Source organism: Actinomadura kijaniata, from assembly GCF_014138665.1.
Classification (GTDB): Bacteria; Actinomycetota; Actinomycetes; order Streptosporangiales; family Streptosporangiaceae; genus Spirillospora; species Spirillospora kijaniata.
Genome location: NZ_JACJIA010000006.1, coordinates 278061 through 302020, shown reverse-complemented (window position 1 = coordinate 302020; position 23960 = coordinate 278061). Strand labels below are relative to the sequence as shown.

The window sequence follows — 23960 nt, the reverse complement described above, 5'->3', positions numbered from 1 at the left end:
AACGCATGATGCACTTCGCGAACGCCGCCGAATGGGAAGCATGGCTGTCCGAGCACCACGGGGACGGGGGCGGCGTCTGGCTCAAGATCGCCAAGAAGGGCGCGCCCGTCACCTCGGTCACCATCTCCGAGGCCCTGGACGTCGCCCTGTGCCACGGCTGGATCGACAGCCAGCGCAAGGCCCTTGACGAGCACTTCTACCTGCAGCGCTACTCGCGCCGCCGCAGGGGCGGCCCCTGGTCGCGCATGAACGTCGAACGCGTCCACGCCCTCACCGCCGCCGGGCGCATGCGCCCGCCCGGCCTGGCGGAGGTCGAGGCGGCCAGGGCCGACGGCCGCTGGGACTCCGCCTACGCCGCGCAGCGCGACGTCACCGTCCCGCCCGACCTGGCCGAGGCCCTGGCCGCCCGGCCCGAGGCCGCCGCCCGCTTCGAGGCGCTCGACAAGACCGCCCGCTACCAGCTGATCCTGCCGCTGCTGAAGATCCGGACCCCGGCCGGACGCCGGGCCCGGCTGCGACGGACCCTGGCCGAGCTGGAGCCCGCCGCCCCTCAGGCGGCCGGGGAGGCCGGGCGGCGGTAGGCGCCGGGCGCGACGCCGAACTCGCGCTTGAACGCCTTGGCGAAGGCGAACTCCGAGGTGTAGCCGACGCGCTGCGCCACGGCCCGGACGGACGCGCCGGGCTCGCGCAGCAGGCGGCTCGCGCCGGTCATGCGCCACCAGGTCAGGTAGGCCATCGGCGGCTGCCCCACCAGCGCCGTGAAGCGCTGGGCGAACACCGACCGCGACAGGCCGCCGAGGGCCGCGAGCCCGGCCACGGTCCAGGGGCGGTCCGGACCGGCGTGGATCGCCCGCAGCGCCCGGCCGACCGCGGGATCGGTGAGCGCGCGGGCCCACCCGGACGCCTCCGGGGAGGCGGCGGCGCGCTCCTCCACCCAGGCGCGCAGGATGTACAGCAGCATCGCGTCGACCAGCGAGGGCACGATGCCGTCGCTGCCGGGGCGGCTCCGGTCGAGCTCGGTGGCGAGCAGGTCGACGAGGCGGCCGAGCTCGGGATGCCTGTCCGGACGGGCGGGCAGGTGCACGAGCTCGGGCAGCTCCCCCAGCAGCGGATGCGGCCGGGTGCGGTCGAGCTGGTAGGCGCCGCAGACCATGGTCGTCCCGGGCCCGGGACCGTCCACCCGGACCTGGCCCACCGGGGAGGAGGGGGCCGACCGCTCGGGGACGAAGTCGGTCAGCGGCGTGCCCGGCGCGTCGGCCAGGGCGTGCGCGCTGCCCTGGCGGAGGAACACCACGTCGCCGGGGCCCAGCTCCAGCGGCGCGGCGTCGCCGCCGGCCAGCAGCAGGCACGAGCCCTGGAGCACGACGTGGAAGGTCGTGCCGGTGGTCTCGGGGAAGCGCAGGCCCCAGGGGGCGCGCACCTCGGTGCGCGCCGACCGGGTGCGACCGGTCCGCATCGCGGCGAGCGCGTCGGAGAGCACATCCACGATCAGGACTATAGGACATGTTTTCCGGATCATCAGGCATTCATCGTCCGGCGCCCGGTCCGTAACGTCGTCCCCGGATGATCGACCAAAGGGAGACGACGATGACCGTTCTGGTGCTCGGAGCGACCGGCAAGACCGGCAGGGCCGTGGTGGACGCGCTGGCGGCGCGCGGAGCGAGGGTGCGGGCGGCCAGCCGCACCCCGGCCCCGTCCGGGATCGACGGGATCGAGGCGGTCCGCTTCGACTGGGCGGACCCCGGCACGTGGCGGGAGGCGCTGCGGGACGTCGACGCGCTGTACGTCGTCGGCCCGTACACCGAGCCCGACCGCCCCGGACTCGTCCGCGACCTGCTGGCCGCCGCGCCCGGGGTCGGGCGGGTGGTGCTGCTGTCGGTGCTCGGCGTCGAGCTGCTGCCCGACGCGATCCCGATGGCCGTCTGGGAGGCGGACGTGCGCGCCTCGGGCAAGGAGTGGACCATCCTGCGGCCGAACTGGTTCCAGCAGAACTTCGGGGAGGGCTTCGCCGCCTCCCTGCGCGACGAGGGGCGGCTCGCGCTCCCGGCCGCCGACGCCGTGGTGGGCTTCGTGGACACCCGGGACATCGCCGAGGTGGCCGCCGCCGCGCTCACCGAGGACGGCCACGCGGGCCAGGTCCTCGTCGTCACCGGCCCGGAGGCGCTCACCCACGCGCAGGCCGTCCGGACGCTGGGCGAGGCCGCGGGCCGGGAGCTGCGGTACACGGCCCTCACCGCCGAGCAGCACGTCGAGGCGCTGCGGGCGGCGGGCCTCGACGAGGGATCGGTCGCCTGGCAGCGGGGGCTGTTCCGGCTCATCCGCGACGGCCGCAACGCCGTGGTCACCGACACGGTCGAACGCGTCACCGGCCACCCGGCCCGCCCGCTGCGCGCGTACGCGAACGAACATGCCGAAACCTGGCGCGTCCCCGCCCCGGCAGAGCAATGATCATGGTCCGGCTCCCGCCGACGAGGAGCACGCCATGCCCGGCCTCTCCCCCATCATCGGATACCGCGACGCCCCGGCCATGATCGACGGCGACGGCGGCCTGATCGCGCACGCCGGGCTCACCCTGGGCGCGGGCGCGGTCGTGATACTCGGCTCGATCCGGAACGACACCTTCGGCCTGCGCTACACCGCCCTCGACCCCGAGGGCCGGCTCTGGGGCTTCGGCGGCTACCGCCCCGCACCCCCGTCGGCGTGACCCGCCGGAGACCGATAGGTTCGCCACCGTGTTGTGGGGGCGGGACGGGGAACGGCGCGCGGTCGCCGCGCTGATCGACGCGGCGCGGTCGGGCGGCAGCGGGGTGCTGGTCGTGCGGGGCGAGCCGGGCATCGGCAAGACCGCCCTGCTCGACCAGGCCGCGCGCGACGCCGAGGGCCTGCGGGTACTGCGCGCCGAGGGCGTGGAGGCCGAGGCGGGGCTGCCGTTCGCGGCGTTGCAGATGCTGCTGCGGCCGGTGCTGTCCCGGATGGACCGGCTGCCCGCCCCGCAGGCGGCGGCGCTGCGCGGAGCCCTCGGACTGGCCGACGCCGGGGGCGCCGACCGGTTCCTGGTCGGCCTGGCGGTGCTGAGCCTGCTGTCGGAACTGGCCGCCGAACGCCCGCTGCTGTGCCTGGTGGACGACGCGCACTGGCTCGACCCGGCGTCGGCCGAGACGCTGCTGTTCGCGGCGCGCCGGATCGGGGCCGAGGGCGTGGCCGTGCTGTTCGCCGCCCGCGACGGGTTCGCCGCGCCGGGCCTGCCCGAACTGGCGCTGGGCGGGCTCGACCGGCGGGCGGCCGCCGGGCTGCTCGACGCCCGCGCGCCGGAACTGAGCGGCCCCGTCCGCGACCGGATCGTCGCCGAGGCCGGCGGCAACCCCCTCGCCCTCACCGAACTCCCCCACGGGCTGACCGCCGAGCAGCGCGCCGGCCGCGCCGCTCCCCCCGACGAGCTGCCGGTCACCCGGCGGCTGCTGGAGGCGTTCGGCGCGCGCATCGACCGGCTCTCCGAACGCGCCCGGCTGGCGCTGACGATCGCCGCCGCCGAGGGCGGCGGCGAACTGGGCACCGTGGTGCAGGCCGGGCGGGCGGTCGGGGTGACGGCCACCGACCTGGAGGAGGCCGAACGCGCCGGGCTCATCCGCACCACCGGCGTGTCGGTCGCGTTCCGGCACCCGCTGATCCGCGCGGCCGCCTACCAGGGCGCCCCGCTGACGGCGCGCCTGCGGGCCCACCGCGCCCTGGCCGACGCCCTGCACGGGGACCGCCGCGTGCTGCACCGCGCGGCCGCCGCCGTCGCCCCGGACGAGGCCGTGGCCGCCGAGCTGGAGCGGGCCGCCGAACGCGCCGGCGCGCGCGGCGCGCTGCCCACCGCCGTCCCGCTGATGGAGCGGGCCGCCCGGCTCAGCCCCGATCCGGCCGACCGGACCCGCCGCCTCGTCCGCGCCGCCCAGACCGCGGTCACCGGCGGCCGCACCGAGGAGGCCGCCGACCTGGCCGGCCGCGCCTGGGAGCTGGCCGAGGACGCGCCGTCGCGGGCCGGGCTGGCGATGGTGCGCGCGACCGTGGAGTTCGAACGCGGCGTCCCGCACGGCACCGCCGACCTGCTCGCCGACAGCGCCGCCCCGGTCGCCGCCGACGACCCCGGGCTCGCCCTGACCCTGCTGGTGATCGCGGCGGGCAACGCCTGGTCCTCCGGCGAACCCGCCGCCCTGCACCGGGCGGCGCGCCTGGCCGCGCCGCTGCGCCCGGTCTCGCCGCCGCTCGTCGAGGGGATCGCCGCGCTGGCGCGGGTCATCGACGGCGACCACGCGAAGGGGTTGCCCGGCCTGCGGTCCCTGGTGGAGGAGGCGCGCGCCGACCCGCCCGAAAGCCTCATCGCGCGGCTGTTCGTCATGGCGGCCGCGCAGCTCCTCGGCGCCGACGACGCCCTCGCCGACCTGGCCGCCGCCGACGTCGCGCGGGCGCGCGGCCGCGGCCTGGCGGGCGCGCTGCCCCTCACCCTGCAACTGCTCGGCCACGCCCAGGCGGCCGCGGGGGTGCACCGCGACGCCGCCGCGACCGTCGCCGAGGCCCTCGGCCTCGCCCACGCCACCGGCCAGGCCCACCGCGCCGGCCGCGTCGCCGCGGTGATCGCCCGGCTCGCCGCCGTCGAGGGCGACGAGCGGCGCTGCCAGGACCAGGAACGGCACGCCACCACGGCCGAGTCGGCGGCGGCCGTCGCCTGCGCCCTGGGCCTGCTCGACCTGGCCCACGGACGGCACGAGCGGGCGTCGCGCCGCCTGGAGGAGGCGACGGCCGGGCACACCGCCGCCGCCGTGTTCGCCCTGCCCGACCTGGTGGAGGCGGCGGTCCGCGCCGACCACCCGGACCGCGCCGCCGGACCGTTCGCGCGCTTCACCGCCTGGGCCGACGCCTCGGGGCAGCCCTGGGCCGCCGCCGTCGCCGCGCGCTGCCGCGCCCTGTTGCACCCCGCCGAGGAGCACTACCGCGACGCCCTCCGCCTGCACGAACGGGGCGGGCGGCCGTTCGAGCGGGCCCGCACCGAGCTGCTGTACGGCGAGTGGCTGCGCCGGGAACGCCGCCGCACCGACGCGCGGGAACCGCTGCGTTCGGCCCTGGTCCGCTTCGAGCACCTGGGCGCCGCCCCCTGGGCCGACCGCGCCCGCGCCGAACTGCGCGCCACCGGAGAGGGCGCCGCCCCCGCCGCCGCCCTCGGGCTGACCGACCGGCTCACCCCGCAGGAACTCCAGATCGTGCGGCTCGCGGCGGCGGGCGTCAGCAACCGCGACATCGCCGCCCAGCTGTTCCTGAGCCACCGCACCGTCGAGTACCACCTCTACAAGGCCTATCCGAAGCTCGGCGTCTCCTCCCGCGCCGAGCTGGCCCGGCTCGGCCTCGGTGACTGACCGGCGGCCACTACGGTGGTCGCACGGATTCGCCCCAGTGGTCCCCCTCCCTAACGTCGTGACCAGTTGAAACGCACGACTGAACGGAGCCGGACATGAGCAGGGCGGTTGTTTTCCACGAGCCGGGCGGACCCGAGGTGCTGCGCGTCGAGGACCTCCCCGAACCGCAGGCGGGACCCGGCGAGGTGCGGATCAGGACCAGGGCGGCGGGCGTGCAGCCGTTCGACGTGGCGGTCGTGGAGGGGTGGCTGCCCGCCTTCGCCACCGACCAGGGCTGGCCCCGGATCCCGGGCAACGAGTTCGCCGGGGTGATCGACCAGATCGGCGAGGGAGTCACCGGGTTCGCCGTCGGCGACGAGGTGCTGGGCTTCGGGCTGCTGGACTCCTACCGCGAGCACGTGGTCGCCCCCGCCGAGCACATCACCGCCAAGCCCGCCGCGATGCCGTGGGAGGTGGCGGGCGGGTTCACCGCCGCCGCGCAGACCGCGCACATCGCCATCGAGGAGCTGGGCGTCCGGGAGGGCGAGACCGTCCTGGTGCACGGCGCGGCCGGGGCCGTCGGCGGCGTCGCCTCCCAGCTCGCCCGGCTGCGGGGCGCGACCGTGATCGGCGCGGCCCGCGAGGCGCAGCACGACTACCTGCGCTCCCTCGGCGTGGTCCCCGTCGCCTACGGTCCGGGATTCGTCGAACGCGTCCGCGCGCTCGCGGGCGGCGACGCGCACGCCTCCGTCGACGGCGTCGGCGGCCAGGCCCTGGACGCCACCCTCGAACTGGTCAAGGATCGCGGCCGCATCGTCACCCTGGTCGACCATGGCCGGAGCGAGGAGCTGGGCGTCCTGGTCACCCCCGCCAAGCGCTCGGCCGCGCGGCTGGCCGCGCTGGCCGACCTGTACGCGCAGGGGAGGCTGTCGTTCCACATCCACGCCGCGTTCCCGCTGGAACGCGCCGCCGACGCCCACCGGCACCACGCCAGGGGAGGCGTCCGCGGAAAGATCGTGCTGACCGTCGACTGAGCGCGGGCGTCGCGGGGGCGTCCGGCCCGTGCCGGACGCCCCGGGCGCGGTCAGACCTCGACGATCTCCTCGATGCGCTTGAGCTGGTGGCGGGCCAGCGCCAGGTTGGCGCGGTTGCGGTCCAGCGCGAGGTAGAGGAACAGGCCCTTGCCCTTGCGGCCGCTGACCGGGCGGATGATGTGGTACTGGCCGGTCAGGGTGATGAGGATGTCCTCGATGTCGTCCTTGATGTTGAGCTGCTCCATCGTGCGCATCTTGGCGCGCACGACCTCGGTGTTCCCGGCGGAGGCGACCTGCAGGTCCAGGGACTTGGAGCTGCCCAGCATGCCCAGCGCCATGCCGCTGTTGTAGTCCACCAGCGCGGCGCCGGACGCGCCGTCGATCGCCATCATGTCCTTGAGGACCACGTCGATGTTCGTCATGCGGTGTTCCCTTTCACTCGGTTGGATGACGGTCGTCCCGCGACGCGGCCAGGTGCTCGCCGATCGCGCGGGCGACGGGGCGGGACTCCAGGTGCAGGCGGCCGACGTTGACGCCGGACTCCGCCAGCACGGTCAGCGACGCCGTCCAGCCCGCCGCGTAGACGACGACGTATCCGTTGGTGCCGTGCACGACGACCTCGTGGAACGCGCCGCCGTGCGCGGTCGAGGCCAGCCGGTGCGACAGCGACAGCTCCGCGGACGTCAGCGCCGCCATCCCGGCGGGCTCGACGTCCGGCGGCAGGTCGTGGGCGATGAGCATGCCGTCGGAGGAGGCCACCAGGCTGCCGGTGAGCCGGGCGATCCGGCCGCGCAGCCCCTTCAGCTCCGCCAGCACCACCGGATCCGGTTCCATCGGGTAGCCCGCCGCGTCCTCGGTCCCGTCCGCCACCCTCGTCAGCCTCGCCATCAGTTCCCCCAGCCGTCTCCTGCGCGCGGTCACGCGAGTTCCTCCAACGCCCTGCGCAGCCGGACGAGCACGTCGTGGTCGACCGGCTCCCACCGCTCCGGCGGCCCGGCCGGCGCGGCCGGCGCGGACTCCCGCGAGGCGGCCCGCCGCCGGGGCAGCCGCTCCGCCCCGGCGGCGGGCGCCTCCCCGGAGGGCGCCTCCACCAGCCCCCCGGCGCGCAGCGCCCGCACCGCCAGCACGCAGCCGAACGCGCTGCGGCCCAGGTCGCGGGCCAGTTCGACGGGGGTGCGCCGCCCGTCGGCGTTGAGCAGCACCTCGGCCTGCAGTCCGGTCAGGATCACCCGCTGCCGCCGGACCCGCCGCACCGGGACGACCGGGCAGCGGTCCACCGCCTCGGGCGCGCCGAGGAGGTCACGGCGGCGCGCGTGCTCGTGCGCCAGCGTCGCCGGGGTGATCCGGCAGAACGGGGCGAGCCAGTGCGGCGGCCCCTCCCGGAACCGGGCCCGCCGCCCGTCCGGCTCGACGTCCGGGTCGAGCAGGAGGCAGGCCGCGTCGAACGTCGCCAGCAGCACCATCGCCTCCAGCAGTGGCGCGCCGAGTGCGGCGACGGCCGCCGCGCGGTCTTCCGGGACGGTCCGTCCCGACGCGCGCGCCATCGCCTCCAGCCCGGCGGTCCACGCGCTCTCGGCGTAGACGACGGCCCCTTCGGCGAGGTGGAACGCGCCGCCGTCCCCGACGGAGAGGACGCCGGTGCGGTGTTCGCGTTCCAGCCGCCGCAGTTCCGCCACCAGGGCGTCGTCACCGGGCATCCCCGGCCTCCGCCAATTCCCCGATGATCTCCTTGAGGCGGATCCGGGCCAGCGCCAGATTGCCTTTGTCGCGGTCGATCAGCAGATGCAGGAAAAGGTTCCCGTCGAACGCGGTGCCGACGAGCGCGAGCAGGTGGTAGCCGCCCGCGCCGCACACGATGATCTCGTCGATGGCGTCGCCGGAGGCGGTGGCCGACAGCGCCGGGGTGGCCATGACGGCCCGCACGACCTCGGTGGTCCCGGCGGCCGTCTCGTGCTGGTCGACCGGCTCGGCGCGGCCCGCGGCGGCGACCGCCAGCCCGCTGGAGCCGTCCACCAGCGTGACGTTCCGCGCGCCGGGAATCTCCATGATCCGAACCAGGCAACCGTCAATGCCGAGCACCGCCCACCCCGCCCCGTGTGAGTGCAGATGGGGTGACGTTACCCCCGGATTAGTGGCGCTGTACGGCGAAACATCGGTTTATGGCGGCCATTTTCTGTCATAGCCATAAATGGGATAAATATACTCTCTAGTATTTATCTTCCGCCTTTTTCCGGGAGGTCCGCCGCCCGCAGCGCGCGGGCCCCGAGTTCTCCCAGGTGGTCGCGGAGTTCCGGCGGGCCGTGCACCTCGAACTCGCAGCCCAGCATGATCAGCCGGGCGGCCAGCCACTCCAGCGTGTCGGAGTACCCGCGCAACCGGCAGGAGTCCGGTCCCAGCGCCTCCAGGTCCGGGCCCCGCTCCCCCAGCCGGACGCGGACCTGCTCGACCGGCATCCGCAACGTCACGTCGGCCTCGTAGACCGGGACCGAGGAGTAGAGCTTGTCGCGCACGAACTCCGCCGGATCCCCCTCCGGCGGCACGCGATCGGCGAACCGCTCCCCGGTGGCGAACGGCTCGGCCATCCGGTCCACCCGGAACACGCGCCAGTCGTCGCGGCCGTTGTCGTAGGCGAGCAGGTACCAGCGGCGGCCCGAGGCCACCAGGCGATAGGGCTCGACGCGCCGCCGCCCCTCGCTCCCGCCGGCGGCGCGGTAGCGGAAGCGGAGCCGCTCCCCGGCCGCCGCGGCCGAGGCCACCACGGCCAGCACGTCCGGGTCGACGCTCGGCCCGTCGACGGTCGGCAGCGGAACGGTGGCGGCGTTGAGCGTGCTCACCCGGTGCCGCAGCCGCGACGGCAGCACCTGCTCCAGCTTGGCGAGCGCGCGGACCGACGCCTCCTCGATGCCCTCGATCGGGTTCCCGGCGGCCGTGCGCAGCCCGACCCCGATCGCGACCGCCTCCTCGTCGTCCAGCAGCAGCGGCGGCATCGCCTTGCCCGCCACCAGCCGGTACCCGCCGTCGGGGCCCATCGTCGCCCGCACGGGGTAGCCCAGCTCCCGTAGCCGTTCGATGTCGCGCCGGATGGTGCGGGGGCTGACGCCGAGCCGTTCGGCCAGCTCGCTGCCCGCCCACTCGCGCGGGGTCTGCAACAGGGACAGCAGGCTCAGCAGCCGCGCCGGTGTATCCGCCATGCGGTCCAGGATGACGGAGGTCTAGGACAGAAGTCGACCTAATCGGCCCCTAGTGTGATCAGCATGATGACTTGGTCCCAGGTACACGCCCGCCGCCTGCTCCGTCACGGGCTCACCGCGCCGCACGCGAACGCCGTCGAGGTGGTGGCCGCGATGGCGGGCACCCACGCGCAGGTCATGTCGGCGGCGGAGCTGGCGATCGCGCTGCGCATGAAGGAGGCCACCCGCGCCGACGTCCGCGCGGCGCTGTGGGAGGACCGCGACCTGGTCAAGACCTATGGCCCGCGGGGCACCGTGCACCTGCTGCCCGCCCGCGACCTGGACATGTGGGTCGGCGCGCTGTCGGCGCTGCCCCCCGGACGCGACCCGATGCCGCCCGAGGTGCGGATGACGCCCGAGCAGACCGAGCAGGTCCTCGTGGCGATCGGGGACGCCCTGGCCGACGCGGAGCTGACGGCCGACGAGCTGACCGAGGAGATCGTCGCGCGTACCGGGCCCTGGGCGGGCGACCCGGTGATGGAGGCGTTCCAGGGGAAATGGCCGCGCTGGCGGCAGGCGACGGCCCTGGCGGCGTTCCGGGGCGTGCTGTGCTTCGGTCCCACCCGGGACCGCAAGGTCACCTACACCAACCCGCGCCGCCACATCCCGGGCTTCCGCCCGCTGGACGGGACCGAGGCCCTGGCCCGGCTGGTCCCGGCCTACCTGCACGCCTACGGGCCCTCCACCCCGCAACGGTTCGCGCACTGGCTCAACGCGCCGGTGACCTGGGCCAGGGAGGTGTTCGCGTCGCTGGGCGACGCGCTGGAGCCGGTGGAGGTCGAGGGCGCGTCCGCCTGGGTGGCGGCCGGTGACGCCGAGATGCCGGAGGAGCCGCCGCGCGGTGTCCTGCTGCTCCCCTACTTCGACGGCTACGCCTACCGGGTCGGCAACGTCCCGCCCGAGGCGATGTACCCGGGACGCGCCGCCGAGCGCGTGCTGCCCGCCAACTTCCAGTACCTCGTGGTGGACGGCGTGGTCGCGGGCCTGTGGCACCAGCGCCGCTCCGGCCGCCGCATCGCCGTCACCGTCGAGCCGCTGGTCCCGCTGACCGCCGCGTACCGCGCCGCGCTGGACGAGCAGGTCGAGCGCGTCGCCACCGTCCTGGAGGGCCGGGCCGGGCTGACGATCGGCGAGGTGACGACCGGCGGCCACGCCTGACCGCTCCCCCGCGCGCGGACGTCACCGACGGCGCACGGCGGCCTCGACCCCGTCGAGCAGCAACGCGAGCCCGGCCTCGAACGTCTCCCGGGCGTCCCCCTCCATGTAGGGAACGGACTGGTCCTCCGGCTCGTAGGCGCCCGCGTCGCCCAGCCACGCCACCGACGGGTACCGCTCGGCGAAGTCGGGGGCGACCTCCTCCAGCAGCGCCGAGCGCGCGTACCACCACTCCTCGTCCGACACCCCGGTCTCGGCCGCCGCCGCCCGCGCCTCGGCGATCATCTGCGCCGACCCGCGCACCAGGTTGAACAGCGATCCGGCGACGCGCCGGATCGCCCGCGGGGGCAGTCCCGTGGCGCGCAGCACGCCCAGCGCCGTGTCGATCATCACGTACTCGTTGGGGCCCAGCACCGGCCGGACCTGCGACACCTGGAGCACCCACGGGTGCCGCAGGTGGAACTCCCACAGGTCGGTGGCCCACGCGGTCACCGCCGCCCGCCAGCCGCCGGTCGTGTCGTAGTCGCGGGGCAGCCCGGCCAGGACCCGGTCGTACATCAGGTCCACCAGCTCGCTCTTGCCGGGGACGTAGGTGTAGAGCGCCATGCCGGTGCGGCCCAGGCGTTCGCCGACGACGCGCATCGACAGCGCCGCCATGCCCTGCTGGTCGGCAATCGCGATCGCCGTCTCGACGATCACGGCGACGCTCAGCCCCGGCTTGGGCCCCGGCCGCCCGCCCCCCTCGGCCGGGGCGCGCCACAGCAGGTCCATGGAACGGCGGGCGTCCCCCTGCCCCGCGAACACGACCAACGCACCACTCCTTACGGCCTAAGGATATCGCCGTCCCCGCCGGGGCGCGGGAACGCCCTGCCGGATCGGTGGCGGCGGCCTCGCCTATGATCGACGCGTGGAGGTCCCGAGCGACGACGAGATCCGTTCCCTGCACCTCAGGTACGCGCCCACGCGTGAGGCCTTCGACCTCGTGCACACGCACTGCCGGATCGTGTGCCAGGTCGCCGAACGGCTCCTCGCCCGGCGGAACGCCGCCGTCGACGTCGCGCTGGTGCGGGCGGGCTGCCTGCTCCACGACATCGGGGTCTACCGCCTCTACGGCCCCTCCGGGGAACTGGACCACGCGCGGTACGTCCGCCACGGGATCCTCGGGCACGAGATCCTCGCCGGTGAGGGGTTTCCCGAGGTCCTCTGCCGGTTCTGCTCCTGCCACACGGGCGTCGGCCTGACCCGCGACGACATCCGCGGACAGCGCCTGCCGATCCCGGTCGGCGACTACGTGGCCGAGACGGCGGAGGAGGAGCTCGTCATGTACGCCGACAAGTTCCACAGCAAGACCGACCCGCCGGTGTTCGTCTCCGCCGAGACCTACGCGACGAGGGTCGGCCGGTTCGGCGAGGAGAAGACGCTGGCGTTCAAGGAGATGGTCGACCGGTACGGCGTCCCGGATCTCGGACCGCTCATCGCGCGGTACGGTCACGCTCTGGTCTGACCGGCGCGGGCGACGCGGGGCGGGGGCGGAGGGTTCCGGCCGCCGCGACGGCGACCACGCAGAACGCCACCGGCAGGAGGAACGTCAGGTTGAGCGGGACCAGGTGGGTGAGCGGGCCGATGACGGCGGGGCCCGCGAGCATGCCGAGGTAGCCCAGGCTCGCGACGCGGGAGACGTTGGTGGCGGCGTTGCCCTGGTCGGAGTGCCCGGCGGCGCTGAACAACTGCGGAACGCAGCCCGACAGCCCGAGACCGAACACGCCCCATCCCGCCAGCGCCAGCGGGACCCACGGCGACAGCGCGGCGGCCGTCAGCCCGACCGCGGCCACCCCCGCCCCGTACCGGACGACGGCGACCGGGCCGAACCGCCCCGACACCCGGTCGGTGAGGAACCGTCCGACGGTCATGGCGGTGGCGAAGGCCCCGTAGGCGAAGGCGGCCGTGGCGGCCGGCGCGTCGAGGACGGTGCTCAGGTGGAGCACGCTCCAGTCGTTGGCGACCCCCTCGCAGAGCATGAGCATCAGCGCGAGCGCCGCCAGTCCCCACACGCGGCCCGACGGACGCCGGACCTTGGGGCGGCCCGGGCCGTCCCTGCCCAGCAGCGCGGGCTCGATCGGCAGCAGCGCGGAGGCGGCGGCCCCCGCGACGATCAGCCCCAGCAGCGCGGTGGCGCCCAGCGTGACCAGCGGGTCCCATCCCCAGCCGAGCGCGCGGGCCCCGGCCAGCGCGGCCAGGACGCCGCCGACCGAGAACATCGCGTGGAACGCCGCCATGACCGGCCGCTCGTAGCCGCGCTCGACCTGGACGGCGTGGGCGTTCATCGCGACGTCCAGGCACCCGTTGCCGAACCCGAGCAGCAGCAACGCTCCGCCGAGCGTCCACGCGTCGTCGGCCAGGCCCGGCAGGACCACGGCCGCGCAGCACAGCGCGGCGCTGACCGGCACGACGGTGCGCGGCGAGTACCGGTCGGCCAGCGGCCCGGTGATCCGCATCCCCGCGAACGCCCCCGCGCCCAGCAGCAGGAGCAGCCAGCCGAGGACCGCGTGACTGACCCCGGTGCGGTGCTCGACCATGGGGATGTGGACGATCCACATCCCCATGACGAAGCCGTTCAGTGTGAAGTAGGTGAAGGTGGCCCGGCGGCCGGCCCGTAGCGCTCTCTGCATGAGAACGAACATAACGAACAGAAACTCTGTTCGTAAACTTCCACTTCAACCAGTCGTGCTGTTCAATGAGATCATGGGAAGCACCGACCGACTGCGGATGATCACCGATGCCGTGCGCGCGGCGGGCCGGATGGGCGTGGCCGAGCTGGCCGGGCTCACCGGGGCGTCGGAGATGACCATCCGCCGCGACCTGGAGGTCCTGGCCGAGCAGGGCGTGCTGGAGCGCTACCGAGGGGGCGCGCGGAGCCTGCTGCTGCGCGGCGAGGAACCGCCGTTCGCGCTGCGGGCGACCGAGGCGGCGGAGGCGAAGCGGCGCATCGCCGCCGAGGTCGCCGGGCTCCTCGCCGACGGCGAGTCGGTCGTGCTCGACGGCGGCACCACCTGCCTGGAGGTCGCCCGCCTGCTGCGCGACCGCCGGATGACGGTGATGCCGCTGTCCCTGCACGCGGTCAACGTCCTGGCCGGCGGCCCGCGGCTGACCCTGCTGGTCCCCGGCGGCCAGCCGCGACCGGGCGAGCTGGCGCTGACCGGCCCGCTCACCGAGGCGTCCCTGGCCGCCCTGCGCTTCGACACCGCCGTCCTCGGCTGCTGCGGCCTCAACGCGGCCGACGGCATGACCGCCTACGACCTGGCCGACGCCGCCGTGAAGCGCGCCGCCATCGCCTCGGCCCGCCGCGTGATCGCCGCCGCCGAGGGCTCCAAGTTCTCCCGCACGGCCCTGGCGTTCGTCGCCCCCGCCACCACGCTGCACGCGGTCGTCACCGACGAGACCGCCCCGGACGACGAGACCGCCGCCCTGACCGCCGCCGGCCTGACCGTACGGAAGGTGTGATTCCGTGGCCGACACGATCCTGTTCGACCTGTTCGGCGTCATCGCCCGCCCGCAGTCCTCCGCCGGGATGGCGCGCCTGGTCGAGACGGCGGGGGCGGCGGCCCCCGCCTTCTGGAACGCCTACTGGGACCGGCGCCCGCCCTACGACCGCGGGCGGCTCACCGGCCCCGGGTTCTGGTCCCGGGTCGCCGAGACCCTCGGCACGCGCTTCGACGACCGGCGGATCGCCGAGCTGGTCGCCGCCGACGCCGCCAGCTGGAGCGAGGTGGACGACACCATGGTCTCCCTCGTCGGGGAGCTCGCGGCGTCGGGCCGCCGCGTCGCGCTGCTGTCGAACATCCCCGAGGACCTCGCCGTCCACTACGAGGCGCACCACCCCTGGTTCCGGCACTTCGAGGTCTGCGCGTTCTCCTGCCGCATCGGCCATGTGAAGCCTTCCGCCGGCGCCTACCTGTGGTGCCGCGACGCGTTGGGGGTCGCGGCCGACCGCATCCTGTTCGTCGACGACCGCGCCGAGAACGTCCGGGCCGCCGAGGCGGCCGGCATGGGCGGCCACCTGTTCACCGGCTCCGCCCGGCTGCGCGCGGCGCTCAACTGACGAGCGACTGCCGCACCGAGGCGACGATCGCCGAGAACACCACCAGGTGCAGTCCCATCAACGCCAGCAGCAGCCCGGCCACCACCGCGTTCCGCGTCATCGCCGCTCCCCCGTGCACCAGCGTCTCGACGACCAGCCCGGCGCGCAGCGTCGTCCCTGGACCGGCCAGCCGGACGATCCGGCCCGCCAGCAGGCCGCCGGCTCCCCCGCCGACGGCGAGCGTGGCCAGCAGCAGGCCGTAGCCGACCGCGCCGACCCCCAACCGCTCGTGGGCGATCAGCACCAGGACGGCCGACACCGCGACCGTCCAGGCCAGCGTGCGCAGCAACCGCTGCCGCAGCAGCCAGCGCACGCCCTCGCCGACGGCGGTGCGCAGCGGAACACGCGGCGCGACGTTCAGGCTCGCGGGCAGCGTCGCAGCGAGGGCCGCCACCAGCAGCAGCCCGACCGCGTCCAGCAGGAACGGCGACCACGCCGCCACCGCGAACAGCCATGCCCCGAGCGGCTTGGCCGCCAGCTGCTCCCCCAGCATCCGGCCGGCCTGCAACCGCCCGTTGGCCTGCTCCAGGCGTGCCGGGGCGACCACGGCGGGCACGAGGGTCGCGGCGGCGTTGTCGAACACCAGCCCCGCGCAGCCGACCAGGAAGAACACCGCGTACAGCAACGGCAGCCCCGCGTCGCCCGCCAGAACGGCGGCGCTGAGCAGCCCGAGGGCGGCCATCCGCAGCAGGCTGGTCCCGACGGTCAGCCGCCGCCGGTCCCACCGGTCCACCAGCGCCCCGGCGGGCAGCGCGAACAGCAGGCCGGGCAGCGTCTGCGCCACCGTCAGCCCGGCCACCCGCACGGGGTCGCGGGTCAGCGTCGCCGCCAGCAGCGGCCCCGCGACCAGCGTCACACCGTCCCCCAACGCCGACACCGACGCCGCCGTCCACAGCCTCCCGAAGGCGCCCAGCGCGATCACCCCTGCCCGTTGGGACGCCTTCCGCCATGGCCGTGTTCGGCGAGATCCGCCGCGCGGCCGTGACGCGACCGGCGCGGCGGCCTAGGGTGCACGCATGTCCGCCTCCACGTCGGCGGAGGCCCACCCCGCCGACGGCATCACCCCCGACGACCCGCCCTCGATCCGCTGGCGTCCGCTCCTGACCATCGGCGGCGCGCTGGGCGTGCTGCTGATCGCGCTCTCCCCCTGGTACGGCTACCACCGCGACGAGCTGTACTTCCGTGTCGCCGCACGCCACCTGGCCTGGGGCTACCCCGACCAGCCCGCGCTGGTGCCGCTGCTGGCCCGGGCGCTGACCGAGGTGTTCGGGGACTCCCTGGTGGCGCTGCGGGCGCCGTCCGCGCTGGCGGCGGGGGCGGGCGTGGTGATCGCCGGGCTGACCGCGCGGGAGCTGGGCGGTGGCCGGCGCGCGCAGCTCATGACGGCCGGGGCGTTCGCGGCCGGGCCGTTCCTCGTCGCGAGCGGCCACCTGCTGTCGACCGCGACGTTCGACCTGCTGGTCTCCACCGCCATCGTGTGGCTGGCGGTGCGCTGGGCCCGCACCCGCGACCACCGGCTGTTCCCGGTGATCGGTGTCCTGGCGGCGGTGGCGGGCAACATCAAGTACCTGGCCGCCCCGCTGCTGGCCGCCCTCGTCGTGGGCCTGCTGGTCACCGGCCCGCGCGACTTCCTGCGCCGCCCGGCGCTGTGGGCGGGGGCCGCCATCGCCGTGCTCGGCACCGCGCCCGGCCTGGTGTGGCAGGCCCGGCACGGCTGGCCGCAGCTGGAGATGGCCGACCAGATCGCCGCCGAGGGCGACTTCGGCGGGCGGCTCGGATTCGTCCCGTTCCAGATCGTGCTGAGCGGGACCGTGCTCGCGGTGCTGTGGATCCACGGCCTGGTGCGGCTGCTGCGCTCCCCGGACCTGCGCCCCTACCGCTTCCTGGCGTACGCCTACCTGCTGCTGAACGCGGTGTTCCTCATCACCGCGGGCAAGCCGTACTACCTGGCGGGCCTGTGGGCGGCGCTGTGGGCGGCGGGCGCGGTGGAGATCGAACGCCGTGGCGCGCCGCGCGGTGTGGGCTGGGCGGTATCGGTCCCCGCCTACGCGATCGTCGGCGCGATGACCGTGCTGACGACGCTGCCGGTCTACCCGGTCGGGTGGCTGAAGAACACCCCGCAGCCCGCGATCAACGCCGACGCCGCCGAGACGGTCGGCTGGCCGAGGTTCACCGCCGAGATCGCCCGCGTGCACCGGTCGCTGCCGCCGGACGAACGCGCCCGCGCCACCATCCTGACCTCCAACTACGGCGAGGCCGGGGCGATCGACCGCTACGGCCCGGCGCTCGGGCTGCCCCGCCCCCACAGCGGCCACAACGGCTACTGGCACTTCGGCCGCCCCGCCGACACCGGCGGCCCGACGATCGTCGTGGGACCGGAGAGCGCCGCCGACCTGACCCGGTTCTGGACGCGGGTGACGGTCGCGGGCCGCATCGACAACGGCGTCGGCCTCGGCAACGAGGAACAGGGCAAGCCCGTCTTCGTGTGCCGAGGCCAACGCGAGCCCTGGGCGCTGTTGTGGCCGAAGCTGCGGCGGCTGAGCTGACCGGAAGGCCGGTCAGGCGTACTGCAGGTCGGCCCTGGTGATGCCGGAGCCGTTCACGGTGAAGGCGTAGTGGGCCGCCCACCCGCCGCTGCCGCCGGGAGCCCAGTGCACCAGCAGCTTCTGGTAACCGCCGCGGTTCTCGACGATCCGGTTCACCGTGAGCCTGCCGCCGATGACCTCGCGATCGGCCCAGGTGCGGATGGCGTCCCGGCCCCTGATCTCCCGGCTGACGTCGATGATGACGGCGTCGGGGGCGAACGCGGCGACCAGCGCGTCGAGGTTCCCGCCGTTGACGGCCTGGACGTAGGCGTTGGCGGGGCCGAGCAGACCCGCCGGGGCCTGCGCGCTCGACGACGGGAGCGACGACGGGGACGCCGCTCCCGACGCCGCGGGCCTCTCCCCGGCCGAGCACGCCGACAGCGCCACGGCCGCCGCCGCGAGCAGCGCGGGCAACGCCCTCATCAGCGGAACCTGTCCGCGTTCGCGCGGGCCCACTGCCCGAACGTGCGCGGCGGGCGCCCCGTCACCTGCTCGACGGTCGGCCGCACCACCGACTCGTCCAGCGTCCCCTTGACGTAGAAGTCGAAGAACGCGTCCACGTACTCGACCGGCGTGGTCCTGAGCATCTCCTCGCGGGCCACGTCGTCGGGCTGGGCGTCCAGCACCAGGTCGCGGCCCAGCACCTCGCCCAGGATCCGCAGCCGGTCGGCGGGCAGCAGCGTCTCGGGGCCGGTCGGCCAGTGGATGAGTCCCTCGTGCCCGTCGTCCAGCAGCGCCCGCGCGGCGACGTTCCCGATGTCGGCGGGGTCGATGGTGGCGATCGGCACGTTCGCGAACGGGACGCTCACCGTGTCCCCCTCCCTGAGCTGCGGGATCCACTGGAAGGTGTTCGACATGAACGCGCTGGGCCGCAGGAACGTCCAGGACAGCCCGGACTCGCGCACGGTCCGTTCCGACTCGGCCATGTAGCGGGTGACGGCGTTGTCCATGTCGCCGCTGGCCGCCGAGGTGCCCGACAGCAGCACCACCCGCTCGACGCCCTCGCGGCGCGCGGCGGCCAGCAGGTCGGCCATGCCGGGGTACCCCGGCAGCAGGAACAGGCCCTTCACGCCGCCCAGCGCGGGCGCCACGGTCTCGGGCCGGCCCAGGTCGCCGGCGACGTACTCGACCCCCGGCCGCGCCTCGACGCGGGAGGGGTCGCGGGTCAGCGCCCGCACCGGCACGCCGGCCTCGGTCAGGGCGCGGACCACCTCGGCGCCGACGTTTCCCGTCGCACCAGTCACCAGAATCATCGTTGTGTCCTTCGTGTCCTCGTCGGGTGTTCTCGGAAGCGGGGTCACCAGGGCAGGGGGCGTCCGTCGCGGAAGAAACCGCCGGTGGGGCCGTCGTCGGGCAGGGTGGCGGCCCACACGATCCCGGCCGCGCCGGCGGCGACCGGGCGTCCGCCGGGGCCGCCCATGTCGGTGGCGACCCAGCCGGGGCAGATCGCGTTGACCAGGACCCGGTCGGCGTGCAGCTCGGCCGCCAGCATGCGGGTCAGGGCGTTGAGGGCGACCTTGGAGGCGTTGTAGGCCGGCGTGCCGCCGCCCATGTTGGTCAGGGAGGCGGCTTCGCTGGAGACGTTGACGATCCTCGGATGGTCGCTCTCGCGCAGCAGCGGCAGCAGCGCCTGGACCAGGCGCCAGGGCCCGTACAGGTTGGTCTCGGCGGCCTCGCGCACCACGTCCAGGTCGGCGTCGACGGCGCGCTGCCAGGTGTCGTAGGTGATGGCGGCGTTGTTGACCAGCACGTCCAGGCGGCCGAAGCGGGCGGCGACCTCCCCGGCGGCGCGTTCGGCGTCGGCGGCGGAGGTGACGTCCAGGCGCAGCGGGAGGACCCCGGGGCCGAGCGCGGCGGCCACAGCGCTGGCGGCCTCCGGGGAACGGGCCGTGGCGACGACGGTGTGACCGCGCGCCGCCAGCTGGCGGGCGATCTCCCGGCCGATGCCGCGGTTGGCCCCGGTGACCAGGGCCACCGGGGCGTGGCGATCTTCTTCGGTGCTCACCCGGACACTGTGCTTCCGGACTGTGCCAAACGTCCAATACCTGCTTGGATAACCGGCGGCTATGGATGCACATCTGCGCGATCTGCGCTACTTCGTGGCGGTCGCCGAGGAGCTCAGCTTCACGCGCGCCGCCGAACGGCTGTACCTGTCGCAGCCCGCCCTCAGCAAGCAGATCCGGCAGCTCGAGGAGGGGCTGCGGGTCAGGCTGCTGGAGCGCGACCACCGCACGGTCTCGCTCACCGAGCCCGGCCGGGTCCTGCTGGCGTCCGCGCGGGAGCTGCTGGCCCGCTGGGACGAGACGCAGCGCGAGGTCAGCGACGCGGCGGCGGCCGAGGCCGCCGTGCTGACGGTCGGGCTGTCCACCAGCGTCGGCCGGGGGCTGCTGGCGGCGGCCCGCACGGGCTTCCTGCAACGCCGCCCCCACTGGCGCACGCGGATGCGGCACATCGGCTGGGAGGACGCCTCGGCGGGGCTGGCCGGCGGGGAGGTGGACGTGGCGTTCGTGTGGCTGCCGTTCACCGGCCAGGAGGCGTTCCGCCTGAAGGTGGTGGCGCGCGAGCAGCGCTGGGTGGCCTTCCCCGAGGACCACTGGCTCGCCGGACGCGACCGGGTCGGCTTCGCCGAACTGCTGGACGAGCCGTTCCTCGCGCTGCCCGAGGGCGCCGGGCCGCTGCGCGACTTCTGGCTGGCGCTGCCCGAACGCGGCGGCCGCCCGGCGCGGATCGGCGCGGTCGTCGCCAACCCCGAGGAGACGTTCTCGGCGGTGGAGGAGGGCAGCGGCATCGTGCTGCTGGCGTCCGGGAACGCCGCGATCTACCGCCGTCCCGGCATCGGCGCCGTCCCCGTCACCGGGATCGCCCCCTGCGAGCTGGCGCTGGCCTGGCGCGAGGGCGACCACCGCGTCGCCGTCCGCGACTTCGTCGACGCCGTCGACCCCGCCCCCGGCCCCTGACCCGAAACGGCGGCGGCCCGGCCGGGGAACCGACCGGGCCGCCGCCACGACGCCTCAGGCGTCGTTCTTGGAACGCTTGACCTTGCGCCACGCGGCGCGGAGGTAGCCGGTCAGCTTGTCGCTGGCGCGGCGCGCGGCGGGGTACTCGGTGCCGAGCAGGCCGAGCCCCGCCAGGATGGCCACCACTCCGGGGCCGGGCAGCACCATCATCACGATGCCCGCGATGATCAGCGCGATCCCGGCGACGGTGACCGCGACCTTGCGAGCCAGGCGCAGCGGTGACAGCGACCGGACGCCCGGCGACGGGGCGGGGTCGTCCCCGGTCGCGTCGACGGGGCGGCTGGGCGCGGTGACGGTCAACAGGTTCTCCTTCTGTTCGGTGCGTCCTGTCCTGTCAGACGCGCGAGGCGCGCCGGGAGAGCCGGATCGGCGGTTTTGTGACCAGCGCCACAGATCGTTCGGGAAGGGCGTCTCCTCGCCGAACCCGGTGCCGGGTATCTTCTCGGTCGCCATCTCCCCTTGCCGGCCCCGATGTCCGTGACGACGCGCGCGAGATGATGCACGCTCTCCTCGACACCGACTCGTCCCGGCCGGAGGGGAGCCCGAGGTGACGCGCCCGACCGCACCGGAGCTGGACCGCCGGTCCGTGCTGGCCCGGCGCGCGGAGGTCCAGGACCTGATCTCGCCGGCCCGGCGCGCGACCGACGTCCGGGGGCTGGGCATCGGGCTCCAGGACACGCCGCGCGGGTCGGGGCTCGCGGGCGTGCGGGCGCGGACGGCGCAGCCCGCCGCCGAGGTGGGCCGGCTGCTCGACGGCGGCCCGCTGGTGCTGGCGATCACGGTGCGGGGCGCGCCGCACGTACTGGCCCGCGCCGGGCTCGGGCTCCTCACCGCCGCGCTGGTCCCGCTCCAGGAGAGCGAGGCCGAGGAGGTGGCGACGGTGGCCGCCGCGATGCGCGCGGTGGCGGGCGGCCGGCCGGTGTCCCGGCCCGAGCTGAGCGGGGCGCTGAACGACAGGGTGCCGGACACGTCGCGGAGCTGGTGCGAACGCTGCGGCGCGGTCCACGTGCGCGAGGAGCTGTTCCGCAGGGCGACGCTCCACGCCGGTCTGGAGCTGGACCCGAACGAGAGCTCCCCGGTGGTGTTCCGCCCCGTCACCGGTGCCGCGGGCGCCGGGCACGAGGGCGCCGAGGCCAGGGCCGAGCTGGTGCGCCGCTTCGTTCACCTGCTGGGTGTGACACGCCCGGACGAGCTGGCGGCCTGGCTGGGGTACCGGCCCGGGGAGGCCAGGCGGCTGTGGGATCTGGTCGCCGGCGAGCTCCTGCCCGTCCAGGTGGAGGGCAGGCGCCGCTGGGCGCTGGCCTCCGACCTCGACGCGCTGCGCGGCGCGGCCGGGGCCGGGGCCGGGGGCGTGCGGCTGCTCCCGCCCTCCGATCCCTACCTGCTGGGCGACCGCGCCCTGGTGGTGCCCGACCGCGCCCACCAGCGGCTGATCTGGCGCGCGGTGGCCAATCCCGGGGTGCTCCTCGCCGACGGGGAGATCGCGGGCCTGTGGCGGCACCGCATGACGGGCCGCCGCCTGGCGGTCGCGGTCACGCCGTTCACGGCCCTGGCCTCCTCCCGGCGCGCGGGCGTCCGGGAGGAGGCCGAACGGGTCGCCGCCCTGCGCGGCGCGGACCGGGTCGAGCTGACCTTCGACTCCTGAGATACGGAAGGACCCGCCCATGCGGCGAACGTGGAGTGTCCTGGCGTGCTTCGTCCCCTTGCTGGCGGGCGGCGCGTGGTACGTGCTCACCGCCGACTGGACCCTGCCGATCCTGCGTTTCGAGTTCGCCTGGAACGCCGAGACGGCCCGGCACCTGACCACCGGCCGGGAGGACGACTACCGGACCGCGCTGCACGCCGACTTCGCGTTCCTGGCCGGATACGCGGTGACGATCGCGGCGCTGTGCCTGCTCGCGGCGCGGCGCGAGCGCGGGCGTGGGGTCCGGTGGCTCGGGGCCGCGGCCGGTGTCCTCGCCGCGCTGCTCGACGTCGTGGAGAACCTCCTGCTGCTGGACGGCCTCACCGCGCTCCACCGGGACACCGCCGGCGACCTGACGTTCCGGGGCGCGGCCCTGGCGGCGGCCGCGAAGTTCGCGCTGGTGATCCCGGCGGGGATCATCGCGTTGGGGGCCGCCTCTTCCGCCGCCTCCCGAACCCGCCGATAATGGCCGCGATCTTGCGAACACGACCGAGGGAGAGAGCATGACGGCGGCACGGATGACAGCGATGCTCGGGGCGACGGCGGCACTGGCCGCGCTCGCGGCGCCCGCCCACGCCGCCCCTGCCGCCTCCGCCGCGCCGCCGACCGTCGAGGAACAGCGCCTCGACCAGGCCGTTCCCCAGGAGATCCTGCGGCGCAGCGGCTTCGCCGGCGTCGCGCCCTCCTTCACCCGCGCCCTGGAACGCGCCGGGTCCCACCGGGCCGCCGAGAACGTCGTCGCCCGGCACGGCGAGCGGCTGTGGCGGCGGGCCGTGGACCGCGCCCAGGGCCGCGTGCCCGCCGGGGACCTGGACCGCGCCGACGACCGGCCGCTGTACTGGGCGAGGCTCGGCATGACCCGCGCGATCCGTCGGTGGAACCCCTCGTTCGTCCTGTCGGACAAGGCCCGCGCGCGGCTGCTGGTGCGGCTGGAGCGCGCCTCGCGCGGCCAGGAGGACGTCGCCTACCCGCACCGCGTGCGCAGGATCCTGGTCACCGGGTTCGACCCGTTCACCCTCGACCGCGACATCCGCATCGGCAACCCGTCGGGCGCGACCGCGCTCGCCCTGGACGGAACGGTGGTCCGCACCTCCCGGGGCCCGGCCCGGATCGAGACGATGACCTTCCCGGTCCGCTGGCGCGACTTCACCGACGGCATGGTCGAACGCGCGCTGCGCCCCCACCTGCCGCGCGTGGACCTGTTCACCACCGTCAGCCAGGGCCGCCCCGACCGGTTCGACGTCGAGCGTTTCAACGGCGCCTGGCGCGGCGGCTTCCCCGACAACGAGCGGGCCTCCAGCACCGGACTCATCCCCGTCCGCGGCGCCCAGCCGCAGTGGACGGTCACCACCCTGCCGCACCGGGCGATGGTGGGGGCGGGCACCGGCCCGTTCCAGGTCATCGACAACACGCAGGTCACCGAGATCCCCGCCGGGGGCACCACCGAGGTCGTCCGTCCCGACGGCCCCACCCCCGGCTCCGCGGCCCGCGCCGGGGCGGGCGGCAACTACCTGTCCAACGAGATCGCCTACCGCGCCACCCTGCTGCGCGACCGCCTCGGCCTGACCCGCCTGCCCGGCGGCCACCTGCACACCCCGGTGCTGCGCTTCGGCGACGGCAACACCGACCCGGGCACCGGAACCGTCACCGACCCGCAGTTCGAACGCAACCGCCGGGCGATCGTCACCCAGGCCCGCGACCTCATCACCGCGGCCGCCAGCGCGACCGCACGATCCGCCCGGTGA

Annotated in this window: 27 protein-coding genes; 14 read left to right on the top strand and 13 right to left on the bottom strand. The window is 75.3% G+C overall.

Going from position 1 to position 23960, the window contains the following annotated elements; genetic code table 11:
• Nucleotides 1-5: 5 nt before the first annotated feature.
• Nucleotides 6-581, top strand: coding sequence for a YdeI/OmpD-associated family protein (locus HNR61_RS24140; RefSeq protein WP_182845450.1), 576 nt, complete (start codon nucleotides 6-8; stop codon nucleotides 579-581).
• On the opposite strand, the gene HNR61_RS24135 is transcribed toward HNR61_RS24140, so the two are convergent.
• Nucleotides 551-1486 carry an AraC family transcriptional regulator gene (locus tag HNR61_RS24135; protein WP_182845449.1) on the bottom strand — a complete coding sequence of 312 codons (936 nt, stop codon included), beginning with the start codon at nucleotides 1484-1486 and terminating at the stop codon, nucleotides 551-553. The two genes, HNR61_RS24140 and HNR61_RS24135, sit on opposite strands and share 31 nt — an antisense overlap.
• Nucleotides 1487-1587: 101 nt before the next feature.
• Between HNR61_RS24135 and HNR61_RS24130 the strand changes: the two genes are divergently transcribed.
• The 4 genes from HNR61_RS24130 to HNR61_RS24115 all read left to right on the top strand — a co-directional run bounded on the left by HNR61_RS24130 (nucleotide 1588) and on the right by HNR61_RS24115 (nucleotide 6406).
• Nucleotides 1588-2448: an NAD(P)H-binding protein gene (locus HNR61_RS24130; protein ID WP_182845448.1), complete on the top strand. Its 861-nt coding sequence runs from the start codon at nucleotides 1588-1590 to the stop codon at nucleotides 2446-2448.
• Nucleotides 2449-2482: 34 nt separating this feature from the next.
• Nucleotides 2483-2704, top strand: coding sequence for a VOC family protein (locus HNR61_RS24125; protein WP_182845447.1), 222 nt, complete (start codon nucleotides 2483-2485; stop codon nucleotides 2702-2704).
• Between the two features lie 28 nt (nucleotides 2705-2732).
• Nucleotides 2733-5393, top strand: a complete 2661-nt coding sequence (locus HNR61_RS24120; RefSeq protein WP_182845446.1) for a helix-turn-helix transcriptional regulator — start codon at nucleotides 2733-2735, stop codon at nucleotides 5391-5393.
• Between the two features lie 95 nt (nucleotides 5394-5488).
• Nucleotides 5489-6406, top strand: coding sequence for an NADP-dependent oxidoreductase (locus HNR61_RS24115; RefSeq protein WP_182845445.1), 918 nt, complete (start codon nucleotides 5489-5491; stop codon nucleotides 6404-6406).
• 50 nt (nucleotides 6407-6456) lie between these two features.
• Here the strand turns inward: HNR61_RS24115 and HNR61_RS24110 are convergent, their stop codons facing one another.
• The 5 genes from HNR61_RS24110 to HNR61_RS24090 all read right to left on the bottom strand — a co-directional run bounded on the left by HNR61_RS24110 (nucleotide 6457) and on the right by HNR61_RS24090 (nucleotide 9597).
• Nucleotides 6457-6828 carry a hypothetical protein gene (locus tag HNR61_RS24110; protein ID WP_182845444.1) on the bottom strand — a complete coding sequence of 124 codons (372 nt, stop codon included), beginning with the start codon at nucleotides 6826-6828 and terminating at the stop codon, nucleotides 6457-6459.
• A gap of 13 nt (nucleotides 6829-6841) precedes the next feature.
• On the bottom strand, nucleotides 6842-7327 hold the full coding sequence (locus HNR61_RS24105; protein WP_312898064.1) for a roadblock/LC7 domain-containing protein: 486 nt from the start codon (nucleotides 7325-7327) through the stop codon (nucleotides 6842-6844).
• On the bottom strand, nucleotides 7324-8103 hold the full coding sequence (locus tag HNR61_RS24100) for a hypothetical protein (protein WP_182845443.1): 780 nt from the start codon (nucleotides 8101-8103) through the stop codon (nucleotides 7324-7326). The genes HNR61_RS24105 and HNR61_RS24100 overlap by 4 nt, the downstream gene beginning before the upstream one ends.
• Nucleotides 8093-8452 (bottom strand): hypothetical protein, encoded by a 360-nt coding sequence (locus HNR61_RS24095; protein WP_220509725.1) that lies wholly within the window; start codon nucleotides 8450-8452, stop codon nucleotides 8093-8095. Before HNR61_RS24095 ends, HNR61_RS24100 begins: the two co-directional genes overlap by 11 nt.
• Before the next feature lie 167 nt (nucleotides 8453-8619).
• Nucleotides 8620-9597: a helix-turn-helix transcriptional regulator gene (locus HNR61_RS24090; protein ID WP_182845442.1), complete on the bottom strand. Its 978-nt coding sequence runs from the start codon at nucleotides 9595-9597 to the stop codon at nucleotides 8620-8622.
• A 63-nt stretch (nucleotides 9598-9660) separates the two neighbouring features.
• Between HNR61_RS24090 and HNR61_RS24085 the strand changes: the two genes are divergently transcribed.
• Nucleotides 9661-10794: a winged helix DNA-binding domain-containing protein gene (locus HNR61_RS24085; protein ID WP_220509724.1), complete on the top strand. Its 1134-nt coding sequence runs from the start codon at nucleotides 9661-9663 to the stop codon at nucleotides 10792-10794.
• A gap of 21 nt (nucleotides 10795-10815) precedes the next feature.
• Here HNR61_RS24085 and HNR61_RS24080 read toward each other — a convergent pair whose 3' ends face one another.
• Nucleotides 10816-11601, bottom strand: a complete 786-nt coding sequence (locus HNR61_RS24080) for a TetR/AcrR family transcriptional regulator C-terminal domain-containing protein (RefSeq protein WP_182845441.1) — start codon at nucleotides 11599-11601, stop codon at nucleotides 10816-10818.
• Between the two features lie 97 nt (nucleotides 11602-11698).
• Between HNR61_RS24080 and HNR61_RS24075 the strand changes: the two genes are divergently transcribed.
• Nucleotides 11699-12295 carry an HD domain-containing protein gene (locus tag HNR61_RS24075; protein WP_182845440.1) on the top strand — a complete coding sequence of 199 codons (597 nt, stop codon included), beginning with the start codon at nucleotides 11699-11701 and terminating at the stop codon, nucleotides 12293-12295.
• Here HNR61_RS24075 and HNR61_RS24070 read toward each other — a convergent pair.
• Nucleotides 12264-13460 carry an MFS transporter gene (locus HNR61_RS24070; RefSeq protein WP_182845439.1) on the bottom strand — a complete coding sequence of 399 codons (1197 nt, stop codon included), beginning with the start codon at nucleotides 13458-13460 and terminating at the stop codon, nucleotides 12264-12266. The two genes, HNR61_RS24075 and HNR61_RS24070, sit on opposite strands and share 32 nt — an antisense overlap.
• Nucleotides 13461-13533: 73 nt before the next feature.
• Between HNR61_RS24070 and HNR61_RS24065 the strand changes: the two genes are divergently transcribed.
• On the top strand, nucleotides 13534-14292 hold the full coding sequence (locus tag HNR61_RS24065) for a DeoR/GlpR family DNA-binding transcription regulator (protein ID WP_182845438.1): 759 nt from the start codon (nucleotides 13534-13536) through the stop codon (nucleotides 14290-14292).
• A 4-nt stretch (nucleotides 14293-14296) separates the two neighbouring features.
• A complete protein-coding gene (locus HNR61_RS24060) occupies nucleotides 14297-14890 on the top strand; it encodes an HAD family hydrolase (RefSeq protein WP_312898063.1) in 594 nt (197 codons plus the stop codon).
• Here the strand turns inward: HNR61_RS24060 and HNR61_RS24055 are convergent.
• A complete protein-coding gene (locus HNR61_RS24055) occupies nucleotides 14883-15851 on the bottom strand; it encodes an MFS transporter (protein ID WP_182845437.1) in 969 nt (322 codons plus the stop codon). The two genes, HNR61_RS24060 and HNR61_RS24055, sit on opposite strands and share 8 nt — an antisense overlap.
• Nucleotides 15852-15945: 94 nt before the next feature.
• Between HNR61_RS24055 and HNR61_RS24050 the strand changes: the two genes are divergently transcribed.
• Nucleotides 15946-17475: an ArnT family glycosyltransferase gene (locus tag HNR61_RS24050; RefSeq protein ID WP_182845436.1), complete on the top strand. Its 1530-nt coding sequence runs from the start codon at nucleotides 15946-15948 to the stop codon at nucleotides 17473-17475.
• 12 nt (nucleotides 17476-17487) lie between these two features.
• Here HNR61_RS24050 and HNR61_RS24045 read toward each other — a convergent pair whose 3' ends face one another.
• From HNR61_RS24045 to HNR61_RS24035, 3 genes are read right to left on the bottom strand one after another with little or no spacing between them, the layout of a single operon-like run.
• Nucleotides 17488-17937, bottom strand: coding sequence for a nuclear transport factor 2 family protein (locus tag HNR61_RS24045; protein WP_182845435.1), 450 nt, complete (start codon nucleotides 17935-17937; stop codon nucleotides 17488-17490).
• Entirely contained in the window at nucleotides 17937-18767 is an 831-nt protein-coding gene (locus HNR61_RS24040) for an NAD(P)H-binding protein (RefSeq protein ID WP_182845434.1), read from the bottom strand. The genes HNR61_RS24045 and HNR61_RS24040 overlap by 1 nt, the downstream gene beginning before the upstream one ends.
• A gap of 44 nt (nucleotides 18768-18811) precedes the next feature.
• On the bottom strand, nucleotides 18812-19519 hold the full coding sequence (locus tag HNR61_RS24035) for an SDR family oxidoreductase (protein WP_182845433.1): 708 nt from the start codon (nucleotides 19517-19519) through the stop codon (nucleotides 18812-18814).
• Nucleotides 19520-19580: 61 nt separating this feature from the next.
• Between HNR61_RS24035 and HNR61_RS24030 the strand changes: the two genes are divergently transcribed.
• Nucleotides 19581-20471, top strand: a complete 891-nt coding sequence (locus tag HNR61_RS24030; protein WP_182845432.1) for a LysR family transcriptional regulator — start codon at nucleotides 19581-19583, stop codon at nucleotides 20469-20471.
• Nucleotides 20472-20525: 54 nt separating this feature from the next.
• Here HNR61_RS24030 and HNR61_RS24025 read toward each other — a convergent pair whose 3' ends face one another.
• Nucleotides 20526-20831 carry a PGPGW domain-containing protein gene (locus HNR61_RS24025; protein WP_182845431.1) on the bottom strand — a complete coding sequence of 102 codons (306 nt, stop codon included), beginning with the start codon at nucleotides 20829-20831 and terminating at the stop codon, nucleotides 20526-20528.
• A 247-nt stretch (nucleotides 20832-21078) separates the two neighbouring features.
• On the opposite strand from HNR61_RS24025, the gene HNR61_RS24020 reads away from it, so the two are divergent.
• Genes HNR61_RS24020 through HNR61_RS24010 form a run of 3 tightly spaced genes read left to right on the top strand, consistent with a single transcriptional unit; the run spans nucleotide 21079 to nucleotide 23960 of the window.
• Nucleotides 21079-22176, top strand: coding sequence for a DNA glycosylase AlkZ-like family protein (locus HNR61_RS24020; protein WP_182845430.1), 1098 nt, complete (start codon nucleotides 21079-21081; stop codon nucleotides 22174-22176).
• A gap of 19 nt (nucleotides 22177-22195) precedes the next feature.
• Nucleotides 22196-22681 (top strand): hypothetical protein, encoded by a 486-nt coding sequence (locus HNR61_RS24015; protein WP_182845429.1) that lies wholly within the window; start codon nucleotides 22196-22198, stop codon nucleotides 22679-22681.
• Nucleotides 22682-22718: 37 nt separating this feature from the next.
• Nucleotides 22719-23960 carry a PA0049 family protein gene (locus HNR61_RS24010; protein WP_220509723.1) on the top strand — a complete coding sequence of 414 codons (1242 nt, stop codon included), beginning with the start codon at nucleotides 22719-22721 and terminating at the stop codon, nucleotides 23958-23960.